Raw genomic sequence first — 14,607 nt, forward strand, 5'->3', positions numbered from 1 at the left:
CGGTGTAATCATAATTGATCGATGCCAGCAGCATACTGTATCATTTCTGATACCATTTCATCTACAGTATACGTGTTTGGACAGATTTTTACATGTAATCCGTACTTTTCAGCCGTCTTTTTGGTCAGCGGCCCGATACACGCCGCCGGAAGGTTCAGGACCCCGTCCTGAAGTGAATACGTTTCAATTACCTGCATGAAGTGATGGACGGTCGAGGAACTTGTAAAGGTCAGGATGTCAACGCCTTCTCCCTCTATGACTTTTTTTAGCTTTGCGATGCTGTCTTCCGGCAGGAATGTCTTATACACGATCCACTCATCACAGTGAACCCCCGAGCCGTTCAATTCTTTTGCAATGACGTCCCTGGCGAGATTTCCTTTTGGAACAAGCACCTTTCCTCCTGGTTTCTTTTCAGAAAGGAACTGGCGTGCAAAATCATCCCCCGTGAAATCAGCCGGTACAAATGAAACGGTGACGTCCCGTTTTTCGCAGTACTTTTCCGTTTTGGTCCCTACCGCTGCAAACTTGGCTGAAAGCGAGGATAAGGGTATATCGTTCTCCTCAAGCAGATCGATAAAATATGCAGCTCCATTTTTGCTAGTGAAGACGATCCATTCATAATTATGTATTTTAGACAGGTACGAATCCTTCCGCGGATCATCATACAGTTTGAAGTCAAGGAGGGGAATCACTACCGGAATTCCCCCGTATCCTTCAATAAGGGAGCCGAAATCCCCGGCTCCCTCTCTTCCCCTGGTGATGAGCACCTTTATTCCATTTAAAGGCTTTTCACCGTTCATTATTTGTCAAGCTCCTCTTTTACGCTGTCGATCAGTTCTTTGGCACCAAGCTCTGTCAAGCTTTCAGCAACTTTCTCACCGACCGTTTGAGGGTCTGTCCCTGTCATGTATTCTTTATAGATCGTCCCGCCGTCCGGTGATGCCACAAGACCTGTCAGGGCTACTTCACCGCTATCTTTCAGCTCAGCGTACCCGGCAATCGGCACCTGGCATCCGCCTTCCATTTTATGAAGGAACGCTCTTTCTGCAGTCACTGTCTTAGTTGTTTCTTCGTCAGAGAAGCGGTCAAGCAGGTCCATCAGTTCTTTATCATCTTCGCGGCACTCAATCGAAAGTGCCCCCTGGCCTACAGCCGGCAGGCAGAGGTCGGGATCGAGGAATTCGGTTACGACATCGCTGGTCCAGCCCATCCGGGACAGCCCTGCCGCAGCAAGGATGATGGCATCATAGTCTTCGTTCTTCAGCTTGGAAAGGCGCGTATCGATATTACCGCGGATCCATTTGATTTCAAGATCCGGTCGTACTGACAGGATCTGTGCGCCTCTTCGCAGACTGCTCGTCCCGATGACAGCGCCTGAAGGAAGATCCTTCAGTGCCACATGATTTTTACTGATGAACGCATCACGGTGATCCTCACGTTCGGGTATACATCCGATCGTCAGCCCTTCAGGCAGTACAGCGGGCATATCCTTCATGCTGTGTACGGCCATATCGATCTCTTTATCGAGCATGGCCTGTTCGATTTCTTTAACAAAGAGGCCTTTTCCGCCAACTTTAGAGAGGGTGACGTCAAGGATTTGATCGCCTTTTGTCACGATTTCTTTCACCTCAAAATCATAAGAGGGATCGATTGCCTTCAGCTGATCGATCACCCAATTCGTTTGTGTGAGTGCTAATTTACTTCGTCTGGATCCTACAATGATTTTTCTCATGATTACCTCCTGAAAGCTTATGAATACCAGAAATGGAAGGATGAAAGCCGGCTTCCCAAGAAGAAATTGATCAGGATGATCAGGAAAGCAGCGGCATTCAACATCGCCAGTGATTTACCGAATACGTTCTTCTTGATTCTGAGATATAAGTAAATGCTGTATAAAATTAATAGAATGAATGATCCTATAATTTTCGGGTCATACAAAATGAAGTTTGGTAATTTAATAAAGGCCCACTGCAGACCAAGTATCAGACTGAGAAGGAGCATGGCAACGCCGATCGCATTCAAGATATACGACATCTTCTCAAGTTTGGACAAATCGCTGATTCTCCATAATCTCTGCCCCCACTTTTTTTCTTTCAGCAGCTTGAACTGCAGTAAGTAGAGGAGAGAGAACACAAAGGACAGTGAAAACGCCCCATAGGAAAGAATGGCCATCGTAATATGGATCAGAAGCAGTTCAGAAACCAGCTGCTCCGCCATAGCACGCGACTCTACCTGAACGGGTGCGAACGTGTGGATGGCCATGATGATGAATCCCAGTACATTTGTGAAAAACACGGTGAAATCAACCCGGAGCAGCCGGTTGATCACCAGTGACAGTGTAATCAGTACCCAGGCATAAAAATAAAGCCCCTCGAAAATGGTGAGGACGGGAAATCTGCCTGTATCGATCATGTACAGAAATAAAAAAATTGTTTGAAGGACCCAAACAATTGCAAGTAACCAGAAGGCAAAAAGATTTGCCTTCCGGTTTTTGTTTAAGAAATCTATAAAATAAAACAGGATACTAATAGCATACAGAACAATCATCAGTTCGTGCAGCCTAGTCATCGTTTGTTCAAACATAGACAATAACCTCACTTACGCATGAAAAGAAGGTTGTGGAGTGAAGCTCCCTTTGCTGTCACTCTTTTCATTGGCTGCTTTCAGTTGTGTCTGTTCCTGCACTTGTTTCTCGATGTTGAAGATGGAAACGAATAAATCGAGTTTATCTTCGGCATCAGGAAGGGCAGCAAGTTCTTTTGCTTGTGAAATCGGGTCTTTCAGCAATTGGTTGATGATGCTCTTCGTATGTTTGCTGAGGACTTTGCGTTCCCGGTCGGTCAGGTTCGGCATTTTCCGTTCGATGCTTTCCATTGTCTCCGCCTGGATCGCAAGTGCTTTTTGTCTGAGTGCCGAGATGACAGGCACGACTCCGAGCATATTCAGCCAGTCTTTGAACGCGACGATTTCAGCTTCGATCATCAATTCGATCTGCTCAGCAGCTTTTCTGCGCTCAGCCAGATTGGCTTCGACGATCCCTTCAAGATCATCGATGTCATAAAGGAAGACACTTTCCAGTTCACCGATGGAGGGATCCAAGTCACGCGGCACGGCAATATCCACCATGAAGAGCGGACGTCCTTTTCTCATGCGCTCCACGTAAGACATCGTTTCTTTTGAAATGACAAAGTCCTTCGCCCCGGTCGAGCTGATCAGGATATCTGCCTCGATGAGAGCACAGTTAAGTTCCTGAAGCGTTTTTGCTTTTCCTTCGAAACGTCCGGCAAGCGCTTCGGCCTTTTCGAATGTGCGGTTGATGACCGTCACCTTGGTCGCACCGCTGCCATGAAGGTTCTTGATGGCAAGTTCCCCCATCTTACCGGCACCAAGGATGAGGACATGCTTGTTTTCAAGGCTGCCAAATACCTTTTTGGCAAGCTCGACCGCTGCATAGCTGACGGATACTGCATTCGAGCCGATTTCTGTTTCCGAGTGGGCTTTTTTCGCCACTGTCACAGCCTGCTTGAACAAGTGATTGAATACCGTACCGGTTGTCCCCGCCTCCTGTGCTGTCAAGAAGCTTGTGCGGATCTGGCCCAGTATCTGCGTTTCTCCAAGGACCATTGAATTAAGACCGCAGGACACTTTAAAAAGGTGTTCGACCGCTCCTTCCTGCTCATAAATAAACAAGTACGGGGTGAACTCCTCTTTATCAATATCAAACCATTGTGCTAAAAAATCTTTAATATAATAACGACCTGTGTGAAGCTGATCGACTACTGCATATACTTCCGTTCTATTACAAGTGGAAACAATCACATTCTCAAGAATGCTTTTCTTTTCCTTTAATTGCCTCATGGCAAATGGAAGATCAGTTTCATTGAATGATAAACGTTCGCGAATCTCAACAGGGGCCGTTTTATAATTTAAACCAACGACAATTGTATACATGTTATGCCTTACACCCCCAATAAAATCATTACCCTTATTATAACATGTCCCTTAAGTTCCTTTGTCCGTAAATGTGAACAGAAATTGAAACCTGGCTGTGATATGATGTACCATATAAAAATCAACGATAGTGTTGATCAATAAACAGAACATCAATGTAAACCGTTTCATTTCTTTCAATTTTCGACATTTCCTACTAATGTAGGTTATCAAAACATGCTGAAAGAATCAAGTTATGGAAACGTTTCACACCATTACATCGGATTTACATACGCTTTATATCATTTTTCCTAATTCCTGCGAAAATAAACCTATTTACTCACTCTCAAATCGCCGGATTATGATTTACTTACTTCAATGCAATTTACAACTCATTTCTGGAGGTCGGTCATGAAACAGCAACGAATTTTTCCGGGATTCATATTGATTGGTTTTGGTCTTTATTTCTATCTGCAGCAGAAGAACATCATGCTATTCCAGGATTTCTTCACATGGCCCACGCTGTTGGTGATTGTCGGCATCGCCTTTTTGGCCCAGGGATACGGCGCACGCGACTATGAAGCGATCCTGCCGGGCACGATTCTTGTCGGTTTCGGGGTGCATTTTCATGTGGTCAACAAGCTTGAGATCTGGCCGGATCATATGGGGACTTTCATCTTGATCATTTCATTGGGGTTCCTATTGAGGTATCAGAGAACGGGGAATGGACTGTTTCAGGGGATTCTCTTTCTCTCTTTGGCTGTCATTCTATTATTCTCTGATAAAGTGACGGGGTATCTCGGTTTGATCGAAGGAAGGGTCGGGTCTGCATGGGAATTCTGGCCGGTCGTCATCATCCTCATCGGCGCTTATCTTTTGTTTATTAGGAAAAAATAGATTACCCGCTGCAGTTGATTTCCGTGCAGGACTTCGCTTTCCGCGGGTGACCGAATATAAAATGCCCATTCCCCTAGTTTGCGGGGAATGGGCATTTTGTTATCTACAGCACAGAATCCAAGAATTCCTTGGTTCTTTGCTGTTTTGGATTTGTAAACATTTCTTTCGGATATCCTTCTTCCACGATTTTCCCGTCGTGCATGTAGACGACGCGGTCGCCGACTTCACGTGCGAAGCCCATTTCGTGGGTGACCACGACCATCGTCATACCCTCGAGGGCCAGCTCCTTCATGGTGGCAAGCACTTCCCCTACAAGCTCGGGATCGAGCGCGGAGGTAGGTTCGTCAAACAGCATGATATCAGGTTTCATCGCAAGCGCCCTTGCGATGGCGACACGCTGTTTCTGGCCTCCCGACAGCTTTGAAGGATAGACATCCTCCTTTTCGGCAAGTCCTACTTTTTTCAGCAGTTCCTTCGCATTCTTCCTTGCTTCTGCTTTCGGTACCCTTTTTACGTGAACCGGCGCCTCCATCACATTCTCAAGAACGGTCATATGCGGGAACAGATAAAAGTGCTGGAATACCATTCCCACCTTTTGGCGGATTTTATTGAGGTCATGTGTATCCTGATTGACTTCCTCCCCTTCAAAAACCACCTTGCCGTTGTCTTTCAGCTCGAGAAAATTCAGGCAGCGGAGCAATGTGCTTTTCCCTGATCCGCTGGCCCCGATCAAGCAGACCACTTCACTTTCCCTCACACTCATATCGATATCCTTCAGTACATGTAAATCGCCGAAGGATTTATTCAACTTTTCAACCTTGATCATTTCCTGACTCATATTCATCCCTCCAGAATCGATTTAATCACTGACAGACATACGTTTTTCGATGATGTTCACAATTGTTGAGAATACAAGGACAAGCACGAGGTAGTAGACTGCTACGATCAGCAGGTATGTCATGTAATCGAAGTTATTTGAACCCAATGTCGTTGCGACACTAAAGAGTTCAAACATTCCGATGAAGGAAGCAAGAGATGAATCCTTCAGCGCGATGATAAACTGATTCCCGAGTGGCGGGAGTGCCCTTCTGAATGCCTGGGGCAGGATGATCCTTCTCATCGTCAGTCCATTACTCATTCCCAGCGAGCGGCCCGCTTCCATCTGACCGCGGTCGATGGATTGGATGGCCCCCCTGAAAATCTCCGCGATGTAAGCCCCGTTATGAAAGGCGAGACCAAGGACTACGGACCAGAATCCGGAAATATTAAGGGCAGTCAGTCCAAAATAGAAGATAAAGATCTGGACGATCAGCGGCGTACCCCTTACGACAAAGATATATAAATCAGCCAGAAGCTCCAGCGGCTTCACTTTTGATATTTTTAAAAATGCAAAAAATAGTCCGATGACAATCGCGATCAACACGGATACGACCGTCAATTGGAATGTAAGCAGCATCCCTTTTAAAAAGATGTCATATGTATCTGCAAACGTTTCGATAAAATGCATGGATGTTCCTCCATTCAATTATTTGCTGTTGCTGCCCGGATCATTTCGTTAAAAAAAGCGAATGTGCACACGAAGCACATTCGCTTTCCATCATGCTGCGCTTACTCTTCCGGGTCTGTTGTGATGTCTGTATTAAAGTACTTTTCACTGATTTCCTTAAGCGTTCCATCTTCTCTCAGCTTTTCAAGTGCTTTGTTGATGTCTTCAAGCAATGCATCATTATCCTTGCTGACGGCGATCGCCTGTTTGCTGCTCCCGATCAATTCGCGTTCTTCAAGGTTCAATCCTGAAGAAATCGCTTCTTTACCTGTGGCAAAGTCGGTGATGACAGCGTCATGCTTCCCTTTATTCAATGCTTCAAGTGCGACGACATCACTGTCATACTGCTGGATGTTGTCAGTCACTTCCTTCGCAGTGTCTGCATAAGTAGATCCCTTGGAAACCGCGATTTCCTTTCCTTCCAAATCTGAAAGCGTCTGGACGGAACTGTCTGGACGGACAAAGATCTGCGGACCGGAGTAATAGTACGGAGTTGAAAAGTTCACTTCTTTAAGTCTGTCTTCCGTGATCGTATGACTTGCTACCGCAACATCGAAGCGTCCGGATTTGACTCCTTCAACGATACCTGCAAACTTGAACTTCTTTTGTTCGGGCTCAAGTCCCAATTCCTTTGCCACCGCTTCAGCAACGTCGATATCGAATCCTGACATCTTCCCGTCACCCTCGGTAACACTGAACGGTTTGAACTCCCCGGAGGCTGCATAGACCAGCTTCCCTTCCTCTACAAGTTCCGCTCCGCTTTCGGTTGTCGCCTTCCCTCCGCATGCGGAAAGAATAAGTACCAATGCCAATACCAGTAAACCTGTCAATTTCTTCACTCTTCGAAGTCCCCCTTTAGTATGTAATTCTGTATATCTTTCACAATTGTATCAATAAAAGAGAAAATTCTCAAAATTCAAATTTAGTTATAATTATGTAAAATAACGCATAATTAAAGGTGACATGAACTGAGCTCAGATTTAAACAAGTATGCGGCATATCCCTTTCATATACTTGATATTGCTTGCTGCCGTTAGGTATTTACTCCTCCATATGGGAATAAGCATAAAAAAAGAACTGCTTCAATAGTTAGTATTTCACTAACGAAGCAGTTCTTTTTTATCAGTTACGATTATTTGTAAAACGATTTGATGGCATCCCAGGCTTTATCCTTGCCAAGTCCTGTTTCGGAGGAGAACATGATCAGTTCGTCCCCTTCTTCCAGGTTCAGGGATTCCCTGGTGACTTTGAGATGCTTTTGCCATTTGCTTTTCGGTATCTTATCGGCTTTCGTCGCAATGATGATGCAGGGGATGCCGTAATGCTTTAGAAACCCATACATCATCACGTCATCATTTGTCGGAGGATGACGGAGATCGACGATCAGGATGACGGCCCTCAGCTGATCCCTGGAAGTGATATACGTTTCGATCATCTTACCCCATGCTTCACGTTCTTTCTTGGATACTTTCGCATAGCCGTATCCAGGTACATCCACATAATAAAGCGTTTCCTCGATTTTATAAAAGTTAAGCGTCTGGGTCTTACCAGGCTTGGAAGAAATCCTCGCCATGCTGTTGCGGCCGATCATCTTATTGATGAAGGATGATTTTCCCACATTGGACCTTCCGGCCAGTGCAAACTCCGGCAGGTCCCCTTCAGGATATTGTTCTGGCCTGACGGCACTGATTACTAATTCAACTTGATGTACTTTCACTTCTTTTCACCTACTAATGCTTTCTCTAAGACCTCATCAATGTGGGATACAAGAATGAAAGTTAAATCTCCCCTTACACTTTCAGGGATATCCTCGATGTCTTTCTCGTTATCCTTCGGCAGGATGATCGTTTTGATTCCAGCACGATGGGCGCTTAATGATTTTTCTTTCAAACCTCCGATTGGAAGGACCCTTCCGCGGAGAGTGATTTCACCTGTCATCCCCACTTCCCTGTTTACGTATTTACCAGTCAGGGCAGATACAAGGGCAGTGGTGATGGTGATGCCGGCTGAAGGACCGTCTTTCGGTACGGCTCCTTCAGGGACGTGGATGTGAATATCCCATTTCTCATGGAATTCTTCATCGATTCCAAGATCTTTCGCTTTGGAGCGCACATAGCTGAATGCTGTCTGTGCAGATTCTTTCATGACATCCCCAAGCTTACCTGTAAGAACAAGTTTACCTTTACCAGGGGCGAGCGACACTTCAATCTGGAGTGTATCACCGCCGACCGATGTGTAAGCAAGACCGGTCGAAACACCGATTTGGTTTTCAATTTCGGCCTGCCCATACCGGAATTTTCTCTTGCCGAGGAAGTCTTCGATATTCCCGCTCGTGATCACGACACGTTTCTTCTCACCCGAAACGATGATTTTCGCCGTTTTTCTGCAAAGCGAAGCAAGCTGACGCTCAAGGCTCCTGACACCCGCTTCACGTGTATAATAACGGACGATATCCACGATCGCTTCATCCCTTACCTGCAGTTGATTCTTGGTCAATCCGTGTTCCTTGATCTGCTTGGTCAACAGATGATGCTTCGCGATATTCATCTTCTCAAGCTCGGTATAACCTGCAATCGTGATGATTTCCATACGATCCCTGAGCGGCCCCGGAATCGTGGACAGGTCATTTGCCGTCGCTAGGAACATCACCTTGGACAGGTCATAGGTCTCTTCAATATAGTGATCACTGAAGTTGGCGTTCTGTTCCGGATCAAGTACCTCCAGCATCGCAGAAGAGGGGTCTCCCCTGAAGTCACTGGACATCTTATCGATTTCATCAAGAAGGAATACCGGATTGACTGTTCCGGCTTTTTTCATTCCCTGGATGATGCGCCCGGGCATCGCACCTACATAGGTACGGCGGTGACCCCTGATTTCAGACTCATCCCTTACACCTCCGAGTGAGATGCGGACGAAGTTCCGGCCGAGAGATTCAGCGACTGAACGGGCGAGACTGGTTTTCCCCACTCCCGGAGGTCCTGCAAGACAGAGGATCGGACCTTTCAATGATTTCGTCAGCTGCTGCACAGCCAGATATTCCAATACTCTCTCTTTTACTTTTTCAAGACCGTAATGATCGCGGTTCAGAATTGCTTCTGAACGTTTGATGTCGAGCTGGTCTTTGGTTTCCGTGGACCATGGAAGGGAAACGAGCCACTCGATATAGTTCCTGATGACGGAGCTTTCCGCAGAACTTGAAGGGACCTTTTCATAGCGCGCCAGCTCTTTCAACGCGGTCTGCTCGACTTCTTCAGGCATATTGGCCTGTTCGATCTTTGAGGTAAGGTCTTCGATCTCACCAGTCTTTCCTTCTTTATCCCCGAGCTCTTTCTGGATTGCCTTCATCTGCTCGCGGAGATAATACTCTTTCTGCGTACGCTCCATTGAACGCTTAACCCGCTGACCGATCTTTTTCTCCAGGCTGAGGACTTCTTTTTCATTATTAATGGTTTCAATCACCATTTGAAGACGCTTCTTGATATCGAGTATTTCCAGGACTGCCTGCTTTTCCTTCATCTTCAGTGGGAGATGGGAAGCGACGATATCGGCAAGTCTTCCCGGCTCATCAATATCGGAGACGGTTGAATATGTTTCTGCTGATACTTTCTTGGAAAGCTTTATGTATTGCTCAAAATAGTTCAATAATGTTCTCATCAGTGCATCAGTTTCTGATTCCTTTTCGATTGGATCATGGAGTTCTTCCACTTCCACCTCGTAAAAGTCTTCTTCTTTCGTAAAGGCAGTGATCGATGCACGATTCAATCCCTCCACAAGGACGCGGATCGTCCCGTTAGGCAATTTCAGCATCTGCTTTACTTTTGTCAGTGTTCCCATTTCATAAAAATCTTCTTGTTCAGGCTCATCTATATTCATGTCTTTTTGTGTTGTTAAGAAAATTAAATGGTTATCCATCATGGCTTTTTCCAAAGCCTGTACGGAGCGCTCACGGCCTACATCTAAATGCAAGACCATAGTAGGAAATACGAGTAAGCCTCTTAATGGAAGGAGGGGAACCGTTATTTTATTTTGCTTTGCCAAATCTAACACCTCCAAAATTAGGCTCTTAGCCTTTGTACAATTCTAACTTATTTACTAGGTAGTGTCTATTAAATAGATGCTTGGAGCGATACTCAATAACAAACCGATTCGGATGGACCCGAATCGGCCATGTTTAAACGCTTTTTTTATTCGTTTCGTTCAAAATCGCTGTATCGGTTGTGCCCATCTGGTCTTTGATCAATGCCAAATCGAGGACTTCCTTCAGATGTTTGACAGGAATGACTTCAATCCCTTCGATTTCATCTATCATACTTTGCTGATTTTCGTGAGGGATGATGGCCGTTTCGGCACCGGCAAGCTTCGCAGCTTTCACTTTTGGATATACGCCTCCGACAGGTTTCACGAATCCATGGATACTGATTTCCCCGGTTAATGCCAGGTTATGTTTGACCGGGATTCGGTATATGGCAGAGTATATGCCGAGTGCCATTGCAATTCCGGCGGAAGGTCCGTCAACCGGGATCCCGCCCGGGAAGTTGACATGGATATCATATTGATCTGCCGGCACGCCCATTGAGCGAAGGACCGTGATGACATTTTCAATCGATCCCTTAGCCATACTTTTCCTGCGGATCGACTTGCTGCGATCACCGATGCTTTCTTCCTCGACGATGCCCGTTACATTGATAGTGCCTTTATCCTGTGCAGGGATGACGGTTACTTCGATTTCAAGAAGCGATCCCGTATTCGGGCCTGTCACTGCAAGGCCGTTCACAACCCCTATCGTTGCTTCTTCACTGATTTTCTTCTCATAGCGCGGCGTCAGCTGACTTGACTGAATAATCCACTCCAGCTCATGATCAAAAATTTCATTTCTGTTTTCATTGATCGCCACACCAGCAGCGATCTGCACCATGTTCACTGCTTCCCGTCCATTCCGGGAATAAGATGCAAGAGTATCGAGTCCTTTTTCACTGATCTTCATCTTGACTTTATCCACAGCGCGGGCCGCCACCTTTTTCACCTCATCCTGCTCCAGTTCCCTGAAGAATACTTCCATGCAGCGGGAACGGATGGCAGGCGGGATTTCATTTGGGGTCCGTGTGGTGGCTCCAATCAATCGGAAATCCGCCGGAAGGCCGTTTTTGAAAATATCATGTATGTGAGTCGGAATCTGATGATTTTCTTCGTTGTAATAAGCACTTTCAAGGAAAACTTTACGGTCTTCGAGAACTTTTAAAAGTTTATTCATCTGAATCGGGTGTAATTCCCCTATTTCATCAATAAATAATACGCCCCCGTGCGCATTTGTCACGGCACCCTGTTTCGGCTGCGGGATACCTGCCTGCCCCATGGCTCCAGCACCTTGATAGATGGGATCATGGACAGAACCGATTAATGGATCGGCTATCCCTCTTTCATCGAATCGGGCAGTAGTCGCATCCAATTCCACAAAGACAGCGCTTGATTTGAATGGGGACTTGAAGTTCTTTTTGGCTTCTTCCAGTACAAGGCGGGCAGCAGCCGTTTTACCCACTCCGGGAGGCCCATAGATGATTACATGCTGGGGATTCGGACTGCAAATGGCAGCCTTCAATGCTTTGATTCCATCTTCCTGTCCGATGATATCATCGAAGCTCGTCGGCCTTACTTTTTCAGCGAGAGGCTCTGTCAACGAGATGGATCTCATCTTTCGCAGTTCTTCCATTTCTTTTTTTGATTCACGGTCGATGGTCACTTTTTGATTACGTTGATTTTTGAGAAGGTTCCAGAAGTACAATCCAATGATAATTCCGAAGAATAATTGGATAAATAAAGCGATGCTAGTAAAGCTCATTCGTCTCCCTCCAAGTAGATACAAGTTGTTACGGGTTAGTATCTCCTTGAGGTTGTGGGAATAAACAAAAAAATTTATGACTTAAGGCTGGGAAAAATGCATTATAGTATCTACAAAGTCCGTTGATTTCCGCTGCAGGTGCTCGCTTTCCGCGGGGCGGGCGGTGAGCCTCCTCGTCGCTGCGCTCCTGTGGGTTGGAAAAATGGAGGGGCGCAGCGACGAGGAGGGGGGCATAAGGCGAATTGGCCACGAACGCGTTCTTTGCCTTCTTGACCGGTTTGACTTATGACATGTGCCTCTAAGAGCCCCGGAGCTGGACAAGTCTCACCTGTCCCGCACATCCCGCAGGAGTCGAGCACCTTCCGCTCCAATCAACTCCGTACTGCTATTTATACCACTATAACTCACTAATTTTTTGTTATTCCTTATTTATTTAACAGGAAATTATAAATACACAAAACAAAGCCCGGAATGATAAATCATTCCGGGCTTTTAGAAGCTGTTATGCTGATGTTTTTTCTTCGTTTGGATCGATGACTGTGCCGTCTTCGAGAACGAGCTGCGGTGATGCATCTTCGAGAATCGTTTCTTTCGTGATGATACATTTTTTGATATCGTCACGGGAAGGAAGATCGAACATCACATCAAGCATCATGGTCTCGATGATGGAACGAAGTCCGCGGGCACCAGTTTTACGCTCGATTGCTTTTTTCGAAATTTCAAGCAGCGCGTCTTCTGTGAATTCCAATTCTACATCATCAAGTTCAAGCATTTTTTGATATTGTTTCACTAATGCATTTTTAGGTTTTGTCAGAATTTCAACCAATGCTTCTTCATCAAGCGGCTCAAGACTTGAAATCACTGGAAGACGCCCGATGAACTCAGGAATCAGACCGAATTTCAATAAATCTTCAGGTACCACTTTTGAAAGAAGTGACTTATCTTCTTTCACTTCGGCATTTTTAGGATCGGAACCGAAACCGATGACCTTTTGGCCAAGTCGGCGTTTGATGATTTGCTCAATTCCATCGAATGCACCGCCGCAAATGAATAGGACATTGGACGTATCGATTTGAATGAATTCCTGATGAGGATGCTTACGACCGCCTTGTGGAGGCACGCTTGCCACCGTTCCTTCAAGAATTTTCAATAGAGCCTGTTGTACGCCTTCCCCTGAAACATCCCTAGTGATGGAAGGATTCTCTGATTTTCTTGCCACTTTATCGATTTCATCGATATAGATAATGCCTTTTTCGGCTTTCTCCACATCATAATCAGCAGCCTGGATCAGCTTCAACAGAATGTTCTCAACGTCTTCACCTACATATCCTGCTTCTGTTAGAGAAGTCGCATCAGCTATAGCGAATGGAACATTCAGGATGCGGGCAAGTGTCTGCGCAAGCAATGTCTTACCGCTTCCTGTCGGCCCGATCATAGCAATATTACTTTTAGATAGTTCAACATCATCCACTTTGCTGCTGGAATTGATGCGTTTGTAGTGGTTGTAAACGGCAACGGCAAGCGACTTCTTGGCCTGGTCTTGTCCGATGACATATTCGTCGAGGATTTCACGGATTTCCTTCGGTTTAGGAACGTCCTTGAATTCCACTTCTTCTTCTGTGCCAAGCTCTTCTTCTACAATTTCCGTACAAAGCTCGATGCACTCGTCACAGATGTATACACCTGGTCCTGCTACTAATTTACGCACTTGATCCTGCGTTTTTCCGCAAAAAGAACATTTCAGCTGTCCTTTTTCATCGTTAAATTTAAACAATGCCTTTCACCCCTTCATTAATACTTCTTGAATCCATCTTGATAATGGACGACCGAGAACTTGCTATCTTCTCCACTAAGTTATGTATTGCATTTTATCACAGTATATGTTCGTAAAAAAATTATACGATTCTTAAGAATCATCTTATTATGTATCGGACATTTTAGCAAATATTTTACTTAATTGTTTTATGTATCAGATAATGAAAGAAGAGTTGCAAGTAGGTGGTTTTAAATTTGTCCCTGCTATTAAGGTTTATCCATAATTGCAGGTTATTATTCTTTTTCCTCTGTTGAAAATCGTTAAAGGATATTTTGTTCTTATATTGACGCTGTTGATTTCCGTGCAAGACTTCGCTTTCCGCGGGTAGCCCGTGAGCCTCCTCGGAGCTAAAGCTCCTGCGGGGTCTCACCTGTCCAGCTACAGGGCTTAGAGGCACATGTCATAAGTCAAACCGACCAAGAAGGCAAAGAACGCCTTCGTGGCCGATTCGGCTTATGCCACACGCCTCTGAGCAAAGCCCTTCCGCTTTTCTGATAAGCTACTCTTCCCGCAGGAGTCTTCGTCTTGCACTCCAATCAACAGCTGGAAGAGCCAATAACCTATCAAGTTGCTATAAAAATT

12 protein-coding genes are annotated in these 14,607 nt (G+C 45.5%); 1 reads left to right on the forward strand and 11 read right to left on the reverse strand.

All coding sequences use genetic code 11. The features are described from left to right. Positions 1-8: 8 nt before the first annotated feature. The 4 genes from BHE18_RS13600 to hemA are packed head-to-tail and all read right to left on the reverse strand — an operon-like array spanning position 9 to position 3,951. A complete protein-coding gene (locus tag BHE18_RS13600; protein WP_071619097.1) occupies positions 9-800 on the reverse strand; it encodes a uroporphyrinogen-III synthase in 792 nt (263 codons plus the stop codon). Further along, a complete protein-coding gene (gene hemC, locus BHE18_RS13605) occupies positions 800-1,732 on the reverse strand; it encodes a hydroxymethylbilane synthase (protein ID WP_071619098.1) in 933 nt (310 codons plus the stop codon). Before hemC ends, BHE18_RS13600 begins: the two co-directional genes overlap by 1 nt. Positions 1,733-1,749: 17 nt before the next feature. Beyond that, a complete protein-coding gene (gene ccsA, locus BHE18_RS13610) occupies positions 1,750-2,583 on the reverse strand; it encodes a cytochrome c biogenesis protein CcsA (protein WP_071619099.1) in 834 nt (277 codons plus the stop codon). 15 nt (positions 2,584-2,598) lie between these two features. After that, on the reverse strand, positions 2,599-3,951 hold the full coding sequence (gene hemA, locus BHE18_RS13615; RefSeq protein WP_071619100.1) for a glutamyl-tRNA reductase: 1,353 nt from the start codon (positions 3,949-3,951) through the stop codon (positions 2,599-2,601). Positions 3,952-4,341: 390 nt separating this feature from the next. Here hemA and BHE18_RS13620 point away from each other — a divergent pair, with 390 nt between their 5' ends. Further along, on the forward strand, positions 4,342-4,827 hold the full coding sequence (locus BHE18_RS13620; protein ID WP_071619101.1) for a LiaI-LiaF-like domain-containing protein: 486 nt from the start codon (positions 4,342-4,344) through the stop codon (positions 4,825-4,827). Positions 4,828-4,930: 103 nt separating this feature from the next. On the opposite strand, the gene BHE18_RS13625 is transcribed toward BHE18_RS13620, so the two are convergent. The 7 genes from BHE18_RS13625 to clpX all read right to left on the reverse strand — a co-directional run bounded on the left by BHE18_RS13625 (position 4,931) and on the right by clpX (position 13,983). Beyond that, positions 4,931-5,665 carry an amino acid ABC transporter ATP-binding protein gene (locus tag BHE18_RS13625; protein WP_071619102.1) on the reverse strand — a complete coding sequence of 245 codons (735 nt, stop codon included), beginning with the start codon at positions 5,663-5,665 and terminating at the stop codon, positions 4,931-4,933. A gap of 21 nt (positions 5,666-5,686) precedes the next feature. Beyond that, positions 5,687-6,334, reverse strand: coding sequence for an amino acid ABC transporter permease (locus BHE18_RS13630; RefSeq protein WP_071619103.1), 648 nt, complete (start codon positions 6,332-6,334; stop codon positions 5,687-5,689). Positions 6,335-6,435: 101 nt separating this feature from the next. Further along, entirely contained in the window at positions 6,436-7,212 is a 777-nt protein-coding gene (locus BHE18_RS13635; protein WP_071619104.1) for a transporter substrate-binding domain-containing protein, read from the reverse strand. Positions 7,213-7,505: 293 nt separating this feature from the next. After that, positions 7,506-8,090, reverse strand: a complete 585-nt coding sequence (gene yihA, locus BHE18_RS13640; protein ID WP_071619105.1) for a ribosome biogenesis GTP-binding protein YihA/YsxC — start codon at positions 8,088-8,090, stop codon at positions 7,506-7,508. Next, entirely contained in the window at positions 8,087-10,411 is a 2,325-nt protein-coding gene (gene lon, locus BHE18_RS13645; RefSeq protein WP_071619106.1) for an endopeptidase La, read from the reverse strand. The genes yihA and lon overlap by 4 nt, the downstream gene beginning before the upstream one ends. Positions 10,412-10,544: 133 nt before the next feature. After that, positions 10,545-12,209: an ATP-dependent protease LonB gene (gene lonB / locus BHE18_RS13650; RefSeq protein WP_071619107.1), complete on the reverse strand. Its 1,665-nt coding sequence runs from the start codon at positions 12,207-12,209 to the stop codon at positions 10,545-10,547. A gap of 502 nt (positions 12,210-12,711) precedes the next feature. Further along, entirely contained in the window at positions 12,712-13,983 is a 1,272-nt protein-coding gene (gene clpX / locus BHE18_RS13655) for an ATP-dependent protease ATP-binding subunit ClpX (RefSeq protein WP_071619108.1), read from the reverse strand. Between the last annotated feature and the right edge of the window lie 624 nt (positions 13,984-14,607).

The organism is Rossellomorea aquimaris (genome assembly GCF_001877785.1).
Classification (GTDB): domain Bacteria; phylum Bacillota; class Bacilli; order Bacillales; family Bacillaceae_B; genus Rossellomorea; species Rossellomorea aquimaris_A.

Excerpts from the sequence above, each read along its gene's own strand:
- BHE18_RS13600 (WP_071619097.1), bottom strand. The coding sequence starts at position 800 with ATGAACGGTGAAAAGCCTTTAAATGGAATAAAGGTGCTCATCACCAGG.
- hemC (WP_071619098.1), bottom strand. The coding sequence starts at position 1,732 with ATGAGAAAAATCATTGTAGGATCCAGACGAAGTAAATTAGCACTCACA.
- ccsA (WP_071619099.1), bottom strand. The coding sequence starts at position 2,583 with ATGTTTGAACAAACGATGACTAGGCTGCACGAACTGATGATTGTTCTG.
- hemA (WP_071619100.1), bottom strand. The coding sequence starts at position 3,951 with ATGTATACAATTGTCGTTGGTTTAAATTATAAAACGGCCCCTGTTGAG.
- BHE18_RS13620 (WP_071619101.1), top strand. The coding sequence starts at position 4,342 with ATGAAACAGCAACGAATTTTTCCGGGATTCATATTGATTGGTTTTGGT.
- BHE18_RS13625 (WP_071619102.1), bottom strand. The coding sequence starts at position 5,665 with ATGAGTCAGGAAATGATCAAGGTTGAAAAGTTGAATAAATCCTTCGGC.
- BHE18_RS13630 (WP_071619103.1), bottom strand. The coding sequence starts at position 6,334 with ATGCATTTTATCGAAACGTTTGCAGATACATATGACATCTTTTTAAAA.
- lonB (WP_071619107.1), bottom strand. The coding sequence starts at position 12,209 with ATGAGCTTTACTAGCATCGCTTTATTTATCCAATTATTCTTCGGAATT.